The sequence below is a fragment of the Vibrio sp. GJ43-1 genome, from assembly GCF_055808835.1.
On record NZ_CM147885.1, the window covers coordinates 993,068 to 1,008,898 of the forward strand.

9 protein-coding genes and 2 pseudogenes are annotated in these 15,831 nt (G+C 45.8%); 5 read left to right on the forward strand and 6 right to left on the reverse strand.

Annotated features, from left to right (window positions below; translation table 11 throughout):
* Positions 1 to 186: 186 nt before the first annotated feature.
* From AC0L66_RS21825 to AC0L66_RS21840, 4 genes are all read left to right on the forward strand, one after another.
* Positions 187 to 1,854, forward strand: coding sequence for a glycoside hydrolase family 32 protein (locus tag AC0L66_RS21825; protein WP_473569359.1), 1,668 nt, complete (start codon positions 187 to 189; stop codon positions 1,852 to 1,854).
* On the forward strand, positions 1,854 to 2,777 hold the full coding sequence (locus AC0L66_RS21830; RefSeq protein ID WP_473569360.1) for an aminoimidazole riboside kinase: 924 nt from the start codon (positions 1,854 to 1,856) through the stop codon (positions 2,775 to 2,777). The genes AC0L66_RS21825 and AC0L66_RS21830 overlap by 1 nt, the downstream gene beginning before the upstream one ends.
* A gap of 283 nt (positions 2,778 to 3,060) precedes the next feature.
* Positions 3,061 to 3,393, forward strand: coding sequence for a zinc ribbon domain-containing protein YjdM (locus tag AC0L66_RS21835; RefSeq protein ID WP_265674073.1), 333 nt, complete (start codon positions 3,061 to 3,063; stop codon positions 3,391 to 3,393).
* 174 nt (positions 3,394 to 3,567) lie between these two features.
* Positions 3,568 to 5,112 carry a glutamate synthase-related protein gene (locus tag AC0L66_RS21840; RefSeq protein ID WP_265674072.1) on the forward strand — a complete coding sequence of 515 codons (1,545 nt, stop codon included), beginning with the start codon at positions 3,568 to 3,570 and terminating at the stop codon, positions 5,110 to 5,112.
* A 117-nt stretch (positions 5,113 to 5,229) separates the two neighbouring features.
* Here AC0L66_RS21840 and AC0L66_RS21845 read toward each other — a convergent pair whose 3' ends face one another.
* The 5 genes and pseudogenes from AC0L66_RS21845 to AC0L66_RS21865 all read right to left on the reverse strand — a co-directional run bounded on the left by AC0L66_RS21845 (position 5,230) and on the right by AC0L66_RS21865 (position 11,334).
* A complete protein-coding gene (locus AC0L66_RS21845; protein WP_473569361.1) occupies positions 5,230 to 5,478 on the reverse strand; it encodes an EAL domain-containing protein in 249 nt (82 codons plus the stop codon).
* Entirely contained in the window at positions 5,459 to 7,138 is a 1,680-nt protein-coding gene (locus tag AC0L66_RS21850; protein WP_473569362.1) for a bifunctional diguanylate cyclase/phosphodiesterase, read from the reverse strand. The genes AC0L66_RS21845 and AC0L66_RS21850 overlap by 20 nt, the downstream gene beginning before the upstream one ends.
* Before the next feature lie 222 nt (positions 7,139 to 7,360).
* Entirely contained in the window at positions 7,361 to 7,564 is a 204-nt protein-coding gene (locus AC0L66_RS21855; RefSeq protein ID WP_473569364.1) for a hypothetical protein, read from the reverse strand.
* A 484-nt stretch (positions 7,565 to 8,048) separates the two neighbouring features.
* A pseudogene (gene emrD / locus AC0L66_RS21860) lies at positions 8,049 to 9,256 on the reverse strand (multidrug efflux MFS transporter EmrD).
* 374 nt (positions 9,257 to 9,630) lie between these two features.
* Complete coding sequence (locus AC0L66_RS21865) at positions 9,631 to 11,334, reverse strand: protein adenylyltransferase SelO family protein (RefSeq protein WP_473569366.1); 1,704 nt, start codon at positions 11,332 to 11,334, stop codon at positions 9,631 to 9,633.
* Positions 11,335 to 11,502: 168 nt separating this feature from the next.
* On the opposite strand from AC0L66_RS21865, the gene AC0L66_RS21870 reads away from it, so the two are divergent.
* Entirely contained in the window at positions 11,503 to 12,687 is a 1,185-nt protein-coding gene (locus tag AC0L66_RS21870) for a multidrug effflux MFS transporter (protein WP_473569368.1), read from the forward strand.
* 233 nt (positions 12,688 to 12,920) lie between these two features.
* On the opposite strand, the pseudogene gcvP reads toward AC0L66_RS21870, so the two are convergent.
* Positions 12,921 to 15,786: pseudogene (gene gcvP, locus AC0L66_RS21875) on the reverse strand (aminomethyl-transferring glycine dehydrogenase).
* Positions 15,787 to 15,831 lie beyond the last annotated feature (45 nt).

Consider the following 15,831-nt stretch of genomic DNA (forward strand, 5'->3'; position numbering starts at 1 on the left):
TAGTACTTGGTGTGGGTGTCGCTGACGAAACTTCGGCGTAACGCGCCGCTTGTTGATTGCGCACTTATGTCATTATTTACTGGTGCGCTCACAGATTTTCGGTTGATGCGCGATTCTAACTTGAATTTTAAGATAGGCTCCTCTAGAGTTGCAAACGTTCCCAAAATATTAACTGTGAGAGTGACTATGTCGTTAGCCTGTTTTATTGCAGACTGTGGTGGAATCCAGAATGTAACCCGTGTACTTATTCCTGATGATGATCTTGTATTTGAAGTTAGGGATATTGATTTAGTGACAGGGACACCACCTTCAATGGATGACGTTGATGGGCAAACATGTGTGGGCATTGATCGAGCACTAGGACAAGTCCGTTACAAAAAGCCAGCGACGTTAACAAGTGCCGACCTGCTTGCTGTTGGTAAGCAGATAGCAAACCAACAGCGTGGAATGGCGCAAACGCGTGAAGTGGCAACAGAGTGTGAGTTTCGTCCACAGTGGCATGTTGCGCCACCGCAGGGTCTGCTTAATGATCCTAATGGTTTCGTCTTTCACAATGGACAGTACCATTTGTTCTACCAATGGTCGCCGTATTCCTGTGAACATAAGGACAAATACTGGGCGCATTTAGTGAGCAAAGATATGCTTGATTGGCAGGGACAACCTATCGCCCTGACACCCTCTGACTGGTTTGACTCTCATGGGGTGTTTTCCGGACATGCTGTAAGTCACGGTGATGAGTTGATGCTGTTTTATACGGGTAATACACGGATTGGCGAGCAACGAGATCGTCATACGACTCAATGTCTTGCCGTGTCAGCCGACGGTGTCACCTTTGATAAAAAAGGCCCGGTTGTCGCAACCCTTCCTCCTCAAGTCACGCCACATTGCCGCGATCCTAAAGTGTTTTACCATAACAACGAATGGTTCATGTTGCTCGGCGCACAGCGAGAGGACTTGCAAGGACGTCTCGCGGTCTATAAATCGAACAATCTTCATGATTGGGTGTATCACGGCTTGTATGGTGAAGAGATGGGGGATTTCGGTTACATGTGGGAATGCCCAGATATGTTCCAACTTAATGGTCGCTGGGTTGCGCTTATCGGCCCGCAGGGAATTGCGTCAACAAGTCCGCATCATACAGTGCCTCATCATAATGGCTATGTTGACGTTGAGTTATCCGATGAACAAGGCATAACATTTTCTGGCTTTAAGAATCTTGATCATGGCTTTGACTTTTATGCGCCACAGACCTTAGCAACGCCAGATGGTCGGCGTGTACTGGTTGGATGGATGGGATTACCAGATGAAATTAATCAACCCAGTATTGACAATGGCTGGATACATCAACTCACAGGCTTGCGTGAATTGACGTATCAAGACGATCGCCTAATACAGCGTCCGCTGCAAGAGCTGAAATCAATGAGAAGTCCTATTGAAGTGTTTGAGCTTAACCATTCGTCAAGAGACTTAGGCACAAAATCGTTTGAGTTACAGGTGGAACTTGAGTGGGGCAGCGAATTCGCGTTATTCAAAGACAGCCATCATGAGCTCAAGATAGTTCTAGACGCGGACACTCGCACGCTATTGCTAGACCGAAGCCAAACCTTAATAAGAGAAGGTGACCAAGTAAGGGAGCTGTCTCTCTCTAGTTCCACGGTAACACTGCAAATTTTGGCGGATTCATCGTCGGTGGAAATTTTTATTAATGATGGTGAGTATGTCATGACTAGCCGCGTGTTTACCCCGCTTAGCGCGACCAGCATAACGCTGTCTGGCTGCGCGACGTTTTCATTTTGGAGGTTGGCTTTACCAAAGTTGAACTCTGCAAGTAGTAACCAAGAAGGGTGTGAGTAATGAACAGAGTATGGTTGTCTGGTGATGCGGTTGTTGACTTAATTCCTGAAGGGGATGTGAATTATCTGAAGTGTCCAGGTGGCGCGCCAGCCAATGTTGCAGTCGCCATCGCTCGTTTAGGTGGAGAGTGCGCTTTCTTTGGCCGTGTAGGTGACGATCCACTTGGGCGATTCATGAAGCAAACGCTAAGTGATGAAGGGGTGGATACCAAGCACATGGTATTGGATGCGGCGCAGCGTACCTCTACCGTTATCGTTGATCTTGATGCTCAAGGAGAGCGAAGCTTTACCTTTATGGTAAAACCTAGCGCCGATCAGTTTCTTACCCAAGGCGATATACCACGATTTCAGGCTAAACAGTGGCTTCATTGCTGTTCCATTGCTTTAGCTAATGAACCGAGCCGAAGTAGCACGATGGCGGCGATGCAGAATATCAAAGCCGCTGGTGGTTTTGTGAGTTTTGATCCAAATCTTCGTGAAGAAGTGTGGGCAAACCCGGGTGAGATTCGAGTGGTGGTACTTAATGCGATTGAAATGGCCGATGTGGTTAAATTTTCCGATGATGAATTGTTGTATTTGACTAATACCAACACGTTGGAAGAAGGGTTAGCCTATATTGCCCCCCTTAATATCCCTCTGGTTCTCGTGACTCAAGGAGCAAAAGGCGCTTTGATTATCCATCAAGGGTGTCAGCAGTTGATCGCTGGTCAAAAAATGCAACCAATCGATACAACAGGAGCAGGAGATGCGTTTGTTGGCGGGCTACTGACACGTCTGGCGCAAAGCGATGAATGGGACAGTATCGCGACCATCATGGAAGCCGTTCAGTGGGCTAACGGCTGTGGCGCGCTAGCGACAACTAAAAAAGGAGCAATGAGCGCGCTACCAACTGAGCCTGAATTAATGGCGTTTATTCATCAGTAATCGTAGCAATTCAGTCGCGTTGGAGTGAATAAACCACTGTGGGAACAACGAAGCCGAGTAGGAACGATTCTCATGGTAGGAGATGGTTTTTTATTGCAAGATCTCGCTTCTTATTGTTGAAATAGGTTCCTATCGCCAATTGCTAAGCTTAGTTAGCGGTTATGCTGTACTCACAGCGCCAGTTGCCATTGTGCGCTGTGATTCATTTATTGAAAAGTTACTCGCTAACGCAGAAAGGACCCATTACCATACCAGGCAGTTTTACTAACAGAAGTATCATAATATGCCATTACCTCCTTGCCTTGCATGCCAATCCAACTATGTTTATCAAGACCAAAATCAGCTCATTTGCCCTGAATGTGCGTATGAGTGGAACCCCCAGCAATTATTGGATGAACGGTTTGTTGTCCATGATGTAAATGGCGCGCTGCTGGAACAAGGGGATAAGATCACAGCCATCAAAGATCTCAAAGTAAAAGGTAGCTCTATGGTCGTTAAGATAGGTACAAAGGCGGTGATTAAGCGAATTATCGAGGGTAAAGATCATCAGCTTGACTGCAAGGTCGATGGTGGGGTTGAAATTTTAGTTACCGCGAAGTATGTCAAGAAAGCATAATAAGGAACCGAACTATTACGGGAAATGGTCATTACTGGAAGTCCTATAAAAGCGTTTGGCATCGTTCTCGACTAAGCTCATCTAAGTCTCTTATAACAATGAGCGTTTGATTAAGCGTGAAGCTTTTCATTAAAAAGCGCCTGACCATAATACACATGGAACAAAGGATGGACTATGAGCAAGCCGATTATCTCCAATAACGTACCAATCAAAACCGATCTGACCAAAGACAAAGAATATTATTACTGCACGTGTGGTCGTTCATCTAATCAACCTTTTTGCGATGGTTCTCACGCGGGGACTGAGTTTAAACCGAAGAGTTTTGTTGCGGCTGAAAGTGGTGATGCGTATTTATGTCGTTGTAAACATACTCAAAATCCACCGTATTGTGATGGTTCTCATAAACAATTTACCCAGCAGCAAGTTGGGCAAGAAGGACCAGGAGTTCAAATACAATCGCCAGATAGTATGCCAATCGCAACCGTCACAATAGAAGAGCCTACCGTCGAATTTATCCACCAATTGGCTCGAGATGGTTTAAAAAAAGTCGGTCATCATGGACCGATGACGTCGATGGGAGTACCGCGGCATCTGTTGCCACATTGGGATGACTTACAAGTGATGGTGGCGCAAATGGCGACGAAGCCATTACTGGAGGATGTATCAGTTGCAACGGAACTTGTGATTGGCCCTATGGCGAAGAAACCCCTATCGCTAAAAATCCCCTTATTTGTGTCCGATATGAGTTTTGGAGCGTTGTCCGAAGAAGCCAAAGTCTCTCTTGCGACAGGCGCGGAGTTGGCTGGCACAGGTATTTGTTCTGGTGAGGGGGGAATGTTACCGGAAGAACAAGCGGCAAACTCGCGCTATTTTTATGAACTCGCGAGTGCGGGTTTCGGTTATGACGAATCAAAATTGAAAAACGTCCAAGCGTTTCATTTTAAAGGTGGACAAGGCGCAAAAACAGGAACGGGTGGGCATCTTCCAGGCAGTAAGAATATAGGAAAAATTGCCCAAGTTCGTGGCATTGAAGCAGGCACAGCTGCTGTCTCTCCACCGACGTTTAAAGATCTTCACACCGCAGAAGACTTTAAGCATTTCGCCGATCGAGTTCGAGAAATCACGGGAGGGATCCCCATTGGCTTTAAATTAAGTGCTAATCATATTGAAGAGGATATTCAATTTGCGCTCGATGCCAGTGCAGATTACATCATTCTTGATGGGCGAGGGGGTGGCACAGGGGCAGCTCCGGCAATGTTTAGAGACCACATCAGTGTGCCGACAATCCCCGCGTTAGCCCGTGCTCGAGCGTATTTAGATAAGCAAGGCGTCAGCGGTAAGGTAACATTAATCGTGACAGGTGGGCTGCGAGTGCCTATGGACTTTGTAAAGGCCATGGCGTTGGGTGCTGATGGCGTCGCGATATCGAATAGTGCAATGCAATCTATTGGTTGTGTGGCCGCTAGAATGTGTAATACCAATAATTGTCCAGCAGGTATTGCCACTCAAAAGGCCGATCTACGACAACGGCTTAATGTCGACAAAGCCTCAAAGCAACTTAATAATTTCTTTGACGCGTCAACCGAACTGATGCAAGTGATGGCGAGAGCCTGTGGCCATAATGCGCTAAGCCAGTTTAATCAACATGATTTGGCTACTTGGAGTAGAGAGATGGCACAGTTATCTGGAGTGCGGTATTCGGGGGTAACGTCTTTGTAGCGCCAATTAATTTGTTCATATAACGTGAGAGTCGCGGTAAGACTTGATGCGATAGCAATGCGCTACAAAGTGACAAACGAATAGTGAGCTCTATGCATTGTGACTGAGCTCACTTTGTTAACACGCTGGGCGCAATAGCGCTTCGATGTTTTCTGGGTGGGTTGGTTTACTAAATAAATAGCCTTGTACCACATCGCACGACATCGGTTTAAGCATTTGGGCTTGCTCTTGATTCTCCACTCCTTCTGCAACCACGTAGTACCCGAGGTTGTGAGCCATACCTATCATTGACTCCACGAGGTACTGTGATTTTCTATCGACTAATATATCGTCGATAAAGTACTTATCAATTTTTAGTACATCCACATCTAAGTGTTTTAATGAGGCGAAGGACGAATAGCTTGGTTCCAAAATCATCAATGGCGAGTTTAATACCCAGTGCTTTTAGGCGTTTAAACACGAGTTGATGAGTTGGTTTAGTTTGAATCACCGTTTCAGTGACTTCTAATTCAAGATCGTTCGGGTCCATTTTTGTTTCGTAGAGAACTCGTTCGATTAATGGAATGAAGTCTGGATCTAAAAAGTGCGCCGCTGAAATATTTACCGCTAGGCGTATTCGAGAGTACCCTGCATTCTTCCACATGACGGCTTGTTTACACGCTGTCGCTAGAACGTACTCAGTGAGCGGCTTAATCATTCCAGTTCGTTCGGCGATTTTAATAAATTCGTCGGGGGAGACTTGGCCAAGCTCTGGGTGATACCAGCGACAAAGTGCTTCGACGGTAATCACGCGCTGAGTATTCAACTCTACTTGCGGTTGATAAACAATGGTGATGTCTTTGTTGTCTATTGCACAACGTAATAACTGCTCGACGTTGAATTGGTATTCAGCTGCTATGGTGAACGCTTTGTCATAGGTAACATATTGATTTTTACCTGCATCTTTAGCTCGATACAACGCGGTATCAGCGGACTTCAATACCGTTGTGACATCTCGGCCGTGCTCCGGATAATGAGCGATGCCAATACTGCACGATTGCACAAATTCTCGACCTGAAATTTCAGTGGTTTGGGAGATCTCATTTAGGCAACGTAGCGCAATTTGTTCGCTGTTTTGTGTCGTCGCTGACTCTTTAACAACAATGCAAAACTCATCTCCTCCTAGACGGGAGATTAAATATGAATCATTGATGATCGGCGTTAATCGTTTGGCAATGTCTTGAAGGTAACGATCACCGACATCATGTCCAAAGCTATCATTAATATTCTTGAAGTTATCTAGGTCAATAAATATGACGCCAAAGCGTTGCTTGTTTTGCTGAGCTTCTTTTACTAGTGTTTCAAGCTTAAGGTAGAAATAGGCTCGGCTTGAAAACCCAGTCAACTCGTCGGTATACGCTAATTCTTTGATACGTTTTTGGTTTTTATCCCGCTCCATCACAATGCTGGCGAGCATCGCAGCGGATTCAAGGCTTTTTGATTCGTCTTTGTTTGGTGTTGCGGGGTAGTCGTAATACATGCCAAATGCCCCAAGTACTTCACCACTGGAGCTTTTAATAGGCTCAGACCAACAACTGCGCATTCCATGGGGGAGGGCAAATTGTTTGATATTTTTCCATCTTGGGTCAGTCTCGATGTTTTCTACGATGACACGTTTACTGGCATAAGTTGAGGTGCCACAAGAGCCGATATCCGGACCTATCTTTAATCCGTTGACGGCTCGGCAGTATTCTTCGGGCATACTCGGTGCACCACCATGAATTAAGGTATCACCGTGGAGCTCTAACATTGAGCAACGTAGCCCAGGATGACGAGACTCATATAATAAACCAATTTTGTTATAGATATCGGCGGCAGGGATACCTTTACCGATCATTTCTAGGATTTGGGTATGTTGTTTATTAAAGTCGCGGCGGTTGTGATGGTTCACTCGTCGATAATTTGCGCGAACACTTCTTGCGAGGTGAGCAGACTGGTTCCAAGTCATTTTGAGCAGCTGTGGAGCGATTATTTTTGATAAATTCATATAAAGTCCACATCGGGCTCTAGGGTATCAGTGCTGCGAATGAGACCCTGATAATGATGGTTGTTAATTATACATATTTGCAGTGCGTGAGAAAGGAGAATCTAGCCAGCAGATTTCGTGGTCGGAGTAGAGGATCATGCATTGTGGGTTGAGCGCGTTTAATAAAGATAATGAACGCGCCCTATGGATATTATGAACAGTTAATATAGTGGGTGTTTACCGCTATCTCGCCTTTAAGAGTGTCATCAATTTACCTTGTTTCCACATTGCTACTCCTGATATTGCCACGACAGGAACAATAATAAATAACACGAGAGTCATAAAGGTTGGGCTAGAGTTCAGTGGCGAGTACAGCGCCGTTCCAATAAGTAACGCACCGATAATATGCACCCATCGTAATATTAGTCTTGTTGTTCGAGCATTCATTATGTCTTCTCTTTTCGTTGTATGTAGCCACAATACAATGTGGCTTGTTATTCATTTAAAGATTGCGACGAACGGTTTGGTTTAATCGTGAACGGTGAAATAAAGGGATAAAGAGATAAAGAGATAAAGAGGAAAGATACAGAGGATGATGAGAATGGCTATCACGAGAAGTAATATAAATGTTTCTCTTTTATGTGTTGTTTTTGATGCAGCTTGATGTTGGATAGGTAGTGGATTGGAAGGCTCCAGCCGCATGAATGCGTATCTGCGACGAGTGTTGTTAGAATATGGATGATAACCGACGAAGCCAAGAGACGTTAGCTCGTCGTATCGCTTACTATCGCGAGAGAACACGCAATAGTAAGCGTGCTAGGGCGCTTAGATTTCTCGATAGCGCAACGTTGAATGTGAGCGCGCTATAGGACTCTACTCCGCAATATTTGGGCATATAAAGCTGAGTAGAGTCCGCAGTAATTAAGTCGGATTAAACCATTACTGTATCACTAGCATTATTCGGACCATTATCTCGTTTCGCGATATGCAGGCCCCACATAGCGAGTAATGCCATGACCAGCATGATGATACCGAGGGGTAATTGGCTGGTTGCAGGTATAATTGACGCCCCTAATGTAGTAAGACCTGCTCCTAGATTTTGCATGCCCCCTAGTACCGCACCACCTGTTCCAGCGTGATTTGGGAATGGCGTGAGTGCCCCTGTTGTTGCAGCTGGAAAGAGAACACCCGCCCCGAGAAAGTAAAGAGTCGAGCCAATAGTGAGTGTCCAAGCATCCGTCGAACCTTGCATACCCGGAATTAACACCACGATCGAGCCAATCATAATAGCAATCAATCCGAACTTAAACGCAGAACGGTTGCCGTAGCGTTTTGCGATGACCGATGAGAATCCCGCACCTAGCAAATAGCCAGGAATAGGTAACACAAACAAAATGCTTACGGTTAAGGCAGACAGCTTGAGCACGCCCGCAAATAACACTCCCGCAGCTGCTTCAAATACGGCGACACCAGCAAAGGTTGCTACTAAGCAGATCACATAGCCTTGGAATCGTTTATCAGACAGAACAACGCGATAGTTTTCCATTGCTGAGCTTTTTGTTCTTCGTTCGGCTGGCAATGTTTCCGTAAGTTTTGATGACATAATGATCACCACAGCAACGGCAAATAGGGTTAAAAACAGGTAGCTTGATCGCCAGCCCATTGTTTCAGTCAACACGCCACCTAGTATCGCGCTAATAGAGGTGAAAATATCACGCACATGCTAATAATGCTGTTTGCTCTGTGCAATTCTTCACCAGAAAAGCAGTCACGAGAAAGCGTTCTAGACATTGCGCCGCCACTGCCAATTCCGGCACCTTGAATAAAGCTACCGAGCAAAAATAATTCAAATGAGTGTGCGAATAGGCTGGTGAGAGCACCAATTAAATAGATCGCGAGTCCTGCAATAATAATAGGCTTGCGGCCGAGTTTGTCGGACAAAGGGCCATAAATAAACTGAGACAGTCCATAAGGAATAAGGTAGCACGCCATCACCGCTTGAAGCATCGCTGGATTGACACGAAACTCTTGCGCCATTTGTCCAATCGACGGCACATACATGGTTTGAGTCATCTGCCCTACAGCGGTAAGGATGGCGATAAGAAAGGTCAGTTTAGCTAATGGATATTTGGGTGCCATTTCTTTTGGTTCTCGTTGTCATAGCGTGAAGTTAATTTGGTGATAGAAAGCCATGAGGGCTTTGAGGCGCAGATAGTAGAGTTTCGACGTTGTTCTAGCAATAAAAAAGTGTGATATTAATCACGATAAATATTTTACTTATGCATTAGTAAAAGTAATGGAAGTGAGTCAATGGAAATCGCAGTTTAATGCCACTTAGTTGGGTTGTTGGTCATGAGAGAAAGTAACAGAAAGGAATAGAAGTGGCTTCGTGGGCGGTAAGGTAACCGACTCATCAGAGAATCAGAGAATCAGAGAATCAGGGGGTCATGCCTTTTGTTTCACATTTGACCCCGGTAGGTTCTACATTATTGAGCGTCAGATTTAGGGGCAGACTAAGACGAACAACTATAATGCGTTATGCCACCCACATCGAACAGACTCAATGGTCTTAGCCGATAATATTTGTCTTCAATCTCTTGTGACTGATCGCCATAAGGATTCTCCAACATCGCTTGAAGCTCATGAATCAACCCAAACTCTTGCTGTTCCGCTTGTTTGTAAGCGGGCACTACTAGCCACTCACGCCACGTATATTTCGGGTTAACTTGCTTCATTCGCTTTGATAAATCGTCGAGACTTAGCGAGGAGTCAATCTGGCTTCGCCAATGACTCAACCAATCCTTCCATTGTGTCATCAGTTCTTCTTCTGGTGTTGTATAGAAGCTCTGTTCCAACGTCGAAACATCATTTGGGATACGCGACAGTTGGCGAAAGAAGATGGTGAAATCCACGTGGGTCTGCACCATTAACTGAAACAGCGCTCGTAGAAGGTCACTGTCGGGTTTCTCAAGGCCGAGCTTCGTCGCCCACATACCGCTTAACTTCTCATGCATTATGGTTGAAAAATCATCTTGTATTCGCCCGAGTTTCTCAATGGTATCGGCGTCTGAGTCAATAAGCGGCATCAAAGCGGAACAAAAGCTTTCGAAATTTTTCTCGGCAGCGAGCGGTTGGTTGAAAAAAGAAAAATGACGCCCGCCTCCTGTCCAAGGTTGAAAATAAAGTTCAAAACGCTCACAAAATCCAAATGGGCCGAAATCGAGCGTGAATCCACCCACTGCGCAGTTGTCACTGTTAAAGTTACCTTGGCAGAAGCCAACACGCATCCATTGTGTGATTAACGAGGTGAGCCTATCTCTAAATGCCATCGCGAGTGCGAGTATTTTGTGCGAAGTTGATGCGTTTTGGTCTATCTGTTCTGAATATTCGCGCTCTATTGCATGATTAACTATCATCTCGAGTTCACGAATGGCATCAGGGTGAGTTTGACTGCGAGCTCGACGGGCAAATAACTCAAGCTGGCCAACTCGTATAAATGATGACGCGACACGAGTGGTGATTGCTACAGGGTTTGACACCATGATATCTGGATTGTCCGAGTGTGAGCCATCCGTGTACCAAGGTCGGTTGACTCTTTCTGATTGCGATACAAATAAACTTAGGGAACGCGTTGATGGTACACCTAACGCGTGCATAAATTCTTGCGCAAGAAATTCTCTAACACTCGAGCGTAGCACCGCTCGACCATCGGCCCCGCGGCAATATGGTGTTGTGCCACCGCCTTTTAATTGCATTTCCCAACGTTGGTTGTTAAGAATGCCTTCAAAGACAGAAATAGCCCGCCCATCGCCATAACCGTCACCCGTTTTAAATGGGCATTGTTCGATGTACTCGGTTCCATAAATGGAGAGAGCATACCCTGTTGCCCAGCCGAACGTCTTCATTGGACTCGGAACATGACTTAACTCGCCTGAGAACAAGTGACGGAATGCATCAGTTTGCGCAAATGCATCATCTAGCCCCAGTTCCTGAAAAAGCGAGCGGCTGTGGCTGACATAAATAGAGTGCGCGATTGGCGTCGGTTTAACTGGAACATAGTGGCCAGTAAACACGGGCCTGATCTGGTAGTCTTCACCTGTGCTAGTGGCATCAGGGTCGCGGTTAAGCGTATCCATCAATGAATAGTCAGCGGCTTTCGCTAAAGCCTCAATAGTGGATATTCGCTCATTTACCTTATTGCGTTCCGCTTGACTCATCCTTTTTAACCTCTCTATGTTCAAGTTTTAAACCTGTAAACTGATATCTTAAGGGAAAGTACTCAGTAAGTAGGACTTCTATTATAAAAACGAGCTAACCGTCAGTGGATTAGCCTAATCGATCATACAATATGCTTTACCGTTTCTGCCATTTACTACGGAATATCAATGACTAAAGGAATTCGCTACAAAGTTATTCTTCTCGCTTGCCTTATCATCAGTGTTGGTCAACTTAGCATGGGCTTGGTGTTTCCATCTCTACCGTGGATCGCGAAAGATTTTAATATCACACTTGATGAAGCTCAGTTACTGGTGGGCATCTACCTTTTAGGTTTTGGGCCTTCTCAGTTTTTGTATGGGCCGATATCGGATGCAATAGGTAGAAAGAAAGTACTATTAAGTGGGCTTGTGATTGCTCTTATTGGCTTAGTGCTCATCATCTTTATGCAACACTCGTTTGAAGGTATGGTGTTTGGACGATTTTTGCAAGGGCTGGGAACGGGTTGTTGCGCCGTACTTGCTAGGGCATCGACACGCGATCAGTTTAGCGGTGCACAACTACCATTGGCAATGTCATATATTGCAATGGCGGCATCAATTACCCCTGTCATCGCGCCCGTTTTAGGCGGTTTTATTAACTATCACTTTGGCTGGAGCATGGTGTTTGTTTCGCTGTTTAGCTACGTTGCGCTGGCATGGGTTGTCATCGCCGTTAAGTTTAAAGAAACCGTCGCAGAAAAATCCTCGATTCCTTCCCCTAGAATGATGATCACGCAATACCGTGAATTGCTTAGGTCTAGTTATTTTATGAGCTTTGCGAGTGTCGGATGGCTGAATTTTAGTCTGATGATTACAACGGTCTCGGTAATGCCATTTATCATGCAAGATCAAATTGGAATGCATTCTGATGAGTACGCATTATGGGCGCTTATTCCCGCGCTGGGTATGATTTTGGGCACGACACTTTGCAATCGAGTTCGCCCCATTATTGGTAGTAGAAAAATGCTACTGTGGACTCCGGTGCTTCATGTTTTTGCCGCGTTTTGGCTATTTCTATGTCCACTTGAACCAGTCTACTTGATGTTAGGTCAGCTACTCATGATTCTGGGTAACGGTATTGCTATGCCTTGTGCTCAGGCCATGGTGATGTTGCCCTACAAGAAGCAAGCGGGTGCAGCAGCAGCGTTGTCTGGTGGTGGCCAAATGATCGTATCGTCAATTGTCAGTATGTCTTTGGTGCAACTGGGGTTAAGTAAACCGTGGCATTTATCGATAGTGATAGCGGTATTTGCCGTAATTACGCTGTGCAATATTATCCGTGGGTTTAACGTCGCTCAGCCGACTGAATGCTGAGTATGGGTAAGCTATTGAATAATTAGGGATGTTGTGATTCTTTGTCTCGAGTGGATAACGTAAAGGGGGGCAGTGATATACGACATCATCGTAGCAAAGAATATAGCACTTACAGAAAAGGCGAACCAAACGGTTCGCCTTTTGTTATTCAAAGTCAGTTTCCGATTTAGTTATCGGTTTCTAACTCAGTTATCACAGTTTCCAACTTGGTTATCTGTGATCAACCGTAAACCCTAATCAATATAGTTATCGATGCTTGGGCAGCTACATACTAGGTTTCTATCGCCGTAGACGTTGTCAACTCGGTTAACGGTTGGCCAGTACTTAGACGCTTTCGCCTGTCTTGATGGGAAACAAGCGAGTTCACGTGAGTACGGACGTTCCCAAGTGTCAGAAGACAGATCCACTTGAGTATGCGGTGCATTAACGAGCGGGTTATTGTCTAGCGGCCAGACACCGTCTTTCACTTGTGTCATCTCTTTGCGAATGGCAATCATCGCTTCGCAGAAACGGTCTAGTTCTTCTAAATCTTCCGATTCAGTTGGCTCTACCATTAACGTGCCTGCTACTGGGAATGACATAGTTGGTGCGTGGAATCCATAGTCCATTAGACGCTTGGCAATGTCTTCTTCGCTAATGCCTGTTTCTTCTTTTAATGGACGAATGTCAATGATGCACTCGTGCGCAACACGGCCATTTGCTCCACGGTAAAGAACAGGATAGTGAGGAAGCAAGTTTTCCATCACATAGTTCGCGTTTAGAATCGCGACTTTAGTGGCTTCGGTTAGGCCTGGTTCACCCATCATCGCGATGTAAGCCCACGAGATTGGCAAAATAGACGCGCTGCCCAAGTCTGCTGCCGACACGGCGTAGTCTTCGCCTTGTACACCGTTCTCGATGTGACCTGGTAGGAAGGGTGCTAGGTGCGATTTAACACCAATAGGACCCATACCTGGACCACCGCCGCCATGAGGGATACAGAAGGTTTTGTGCAGGTTAAGGTGCGAAACATCAGAGCCAATAAAGCCCGGAGTCGTTAGGCCAACCTGTGCATTCATGTTAGCGCCATCTAGGTAAACTTGACCGTCTAGCTTCATGAACCATTTCACAGACTTCTTTTACTTGCTCTTCATACACACCGTGTGTTGAAGGGTAAGTGATCATAATACTGGAAAGGTTTTCGCGATGTTTTTCGATTTTCGCAGCAAGATCGACCATGTCGATGTTGCCTGCATCATCACATTTCACCACAACTACTTTCATGGAAACCATAGAAGCCGTTGCTGGGTTGGTACCGTGCGCAGAGCTTGGGATCAGACAAACGTTACGGTGACCTTCGCCGCGGCTTTGGTGGTAGCGTTGAATCGCAATAAGACCAGCGTATTCACCAGATGCACCTGAGTTTGGTTGCAATGAGAAGTCATCGTAGCCAGTAATTTCACAGAGTTTTTCTTTAAGATCTTGTGCCAAAGCCGTGTAGCCAGCCGCTTGCTCTAAGGGTGCGAACGGGTGGATGGAACCAAATTCCGGCCAAGTGACAGGGATCATTTCCGCCGCCGCGTTTAGCTTCATAGTACAGCTGCCCAGCGGGATCATACCGTGCGTTAGTGAGAAATCTTTATTTTCCAACTGCTTAAGGTAACGCATCATCTGAGTTTCACTGTGATGCGTGTTAAATACTGGGTGCGTTAAGTAGCGAGTGCTACGGCGGCAGTTTTCTGGAATGGCGGCAAATTCGTTGCCCGCAATTTCACTAGAAAGATCGTTAACGGATTCGTTTACGCCAAATACGTTAAACAAAGCGTTAATATCGTCAACCGTGGTGGTTTCATCACAACTGATACCCAACTTGCCATCTAACTTACGTAAGTTAAGGTCAGCATTTTGTGCCGCAGTAAATAGCGCATCGGTTTGCTCACCAGTGTTGATGGTGATGGTATCGAAAAAGCTATTATTTGCTAATTCAAAGCCTGACTTAGTTAGGCCAGCCGCCAAAATCGCCGTCATGTGGTGAGTACGACGAGCGATGGTTTTTAGACCTTCCTCACCGTGATAAACCGCATAGAAAGACGCCATGTTGGCAAGAAGAGCTTGCGCAGTACAGATGTTTGACGTGGCTTTTTCGCGACGGATATGCTGTTCACGCGTTTGCATTGCCATACGAAGTGCTTGGTTGCCGTTGCTGTCAATAGAGACACCAATGACACGACCTGGCATGGTACGCTTATGTTTTTCTTTGGTTGCCATGAATGCGGCATGAGGGCCGCCGTAACCCATAGGCACACCAAAACGCTGTGCAGAGCCAATGACAACATCCGCGCCCATTTCGCCAGCAGGCTTGAGTAGCGCTGACGCGAGTAGGTCCGTCGCCACCGTCACTAAAGTCTTATTGGCTTGCGCTGCAGCAATAATATCGGTTAGGTCGTGTACTTGGCCTGTTGTACCTGGGTATTGAACCAAAGCGCCAAATACGTCTTGCTCCGCTAGAGAATCTAGTGAACCAATGACGACATCAAAACCAATGAACTCTGCTCGGGTTTTGACGACTTCAATGGTTTGTGGGTGCACATCATCGGCGACAAAGAAGGTTTTGCTTTTGCTTTTTCCAGCACGCTTACAAAGCGTCATCGCTTCCGCTGCGGCTGTTGCTTCATCCAGTAGAGAAGCGTTCGCAATTTCCATACCCGTCAGGTCCATGACCATTTGTTGGTAGTTCAGCAGCGCTTCTAGGCGGCCTTGAGAAATCTCAGGCTGATAAGGCGTGTACGCCGTGTACCAACCGGGGTTTTCTAATACATTTCGCAGAATAACGTTAGGAGTAAAGGTGTTGTAGTAACCTTGACCGATAAATGAACGTTTGATTTGGTTCAGATTCGCGAACTTTTTCATTTCAACCAGCATGTCGGACTCGCTCATAGGTGCGGCCAGAGTCATGGGTTGTTCTAGGCGGATCTGTGCTGGAACGGTTTCTGTGATGAGGGCATCAAGATTTTGGACGTTGATGGCATCCAGCATTTTTTGTTGGTCTGATTTATTCGGACCGTTATGGCGAGCAACAAACTCGTTTTGTGTGCTTAGCGTGTTAAGTAATTCAGTCATGGTTCCTTTACCTTCTCAAAGATCCTCTGCGAGACCCTTAAAAAA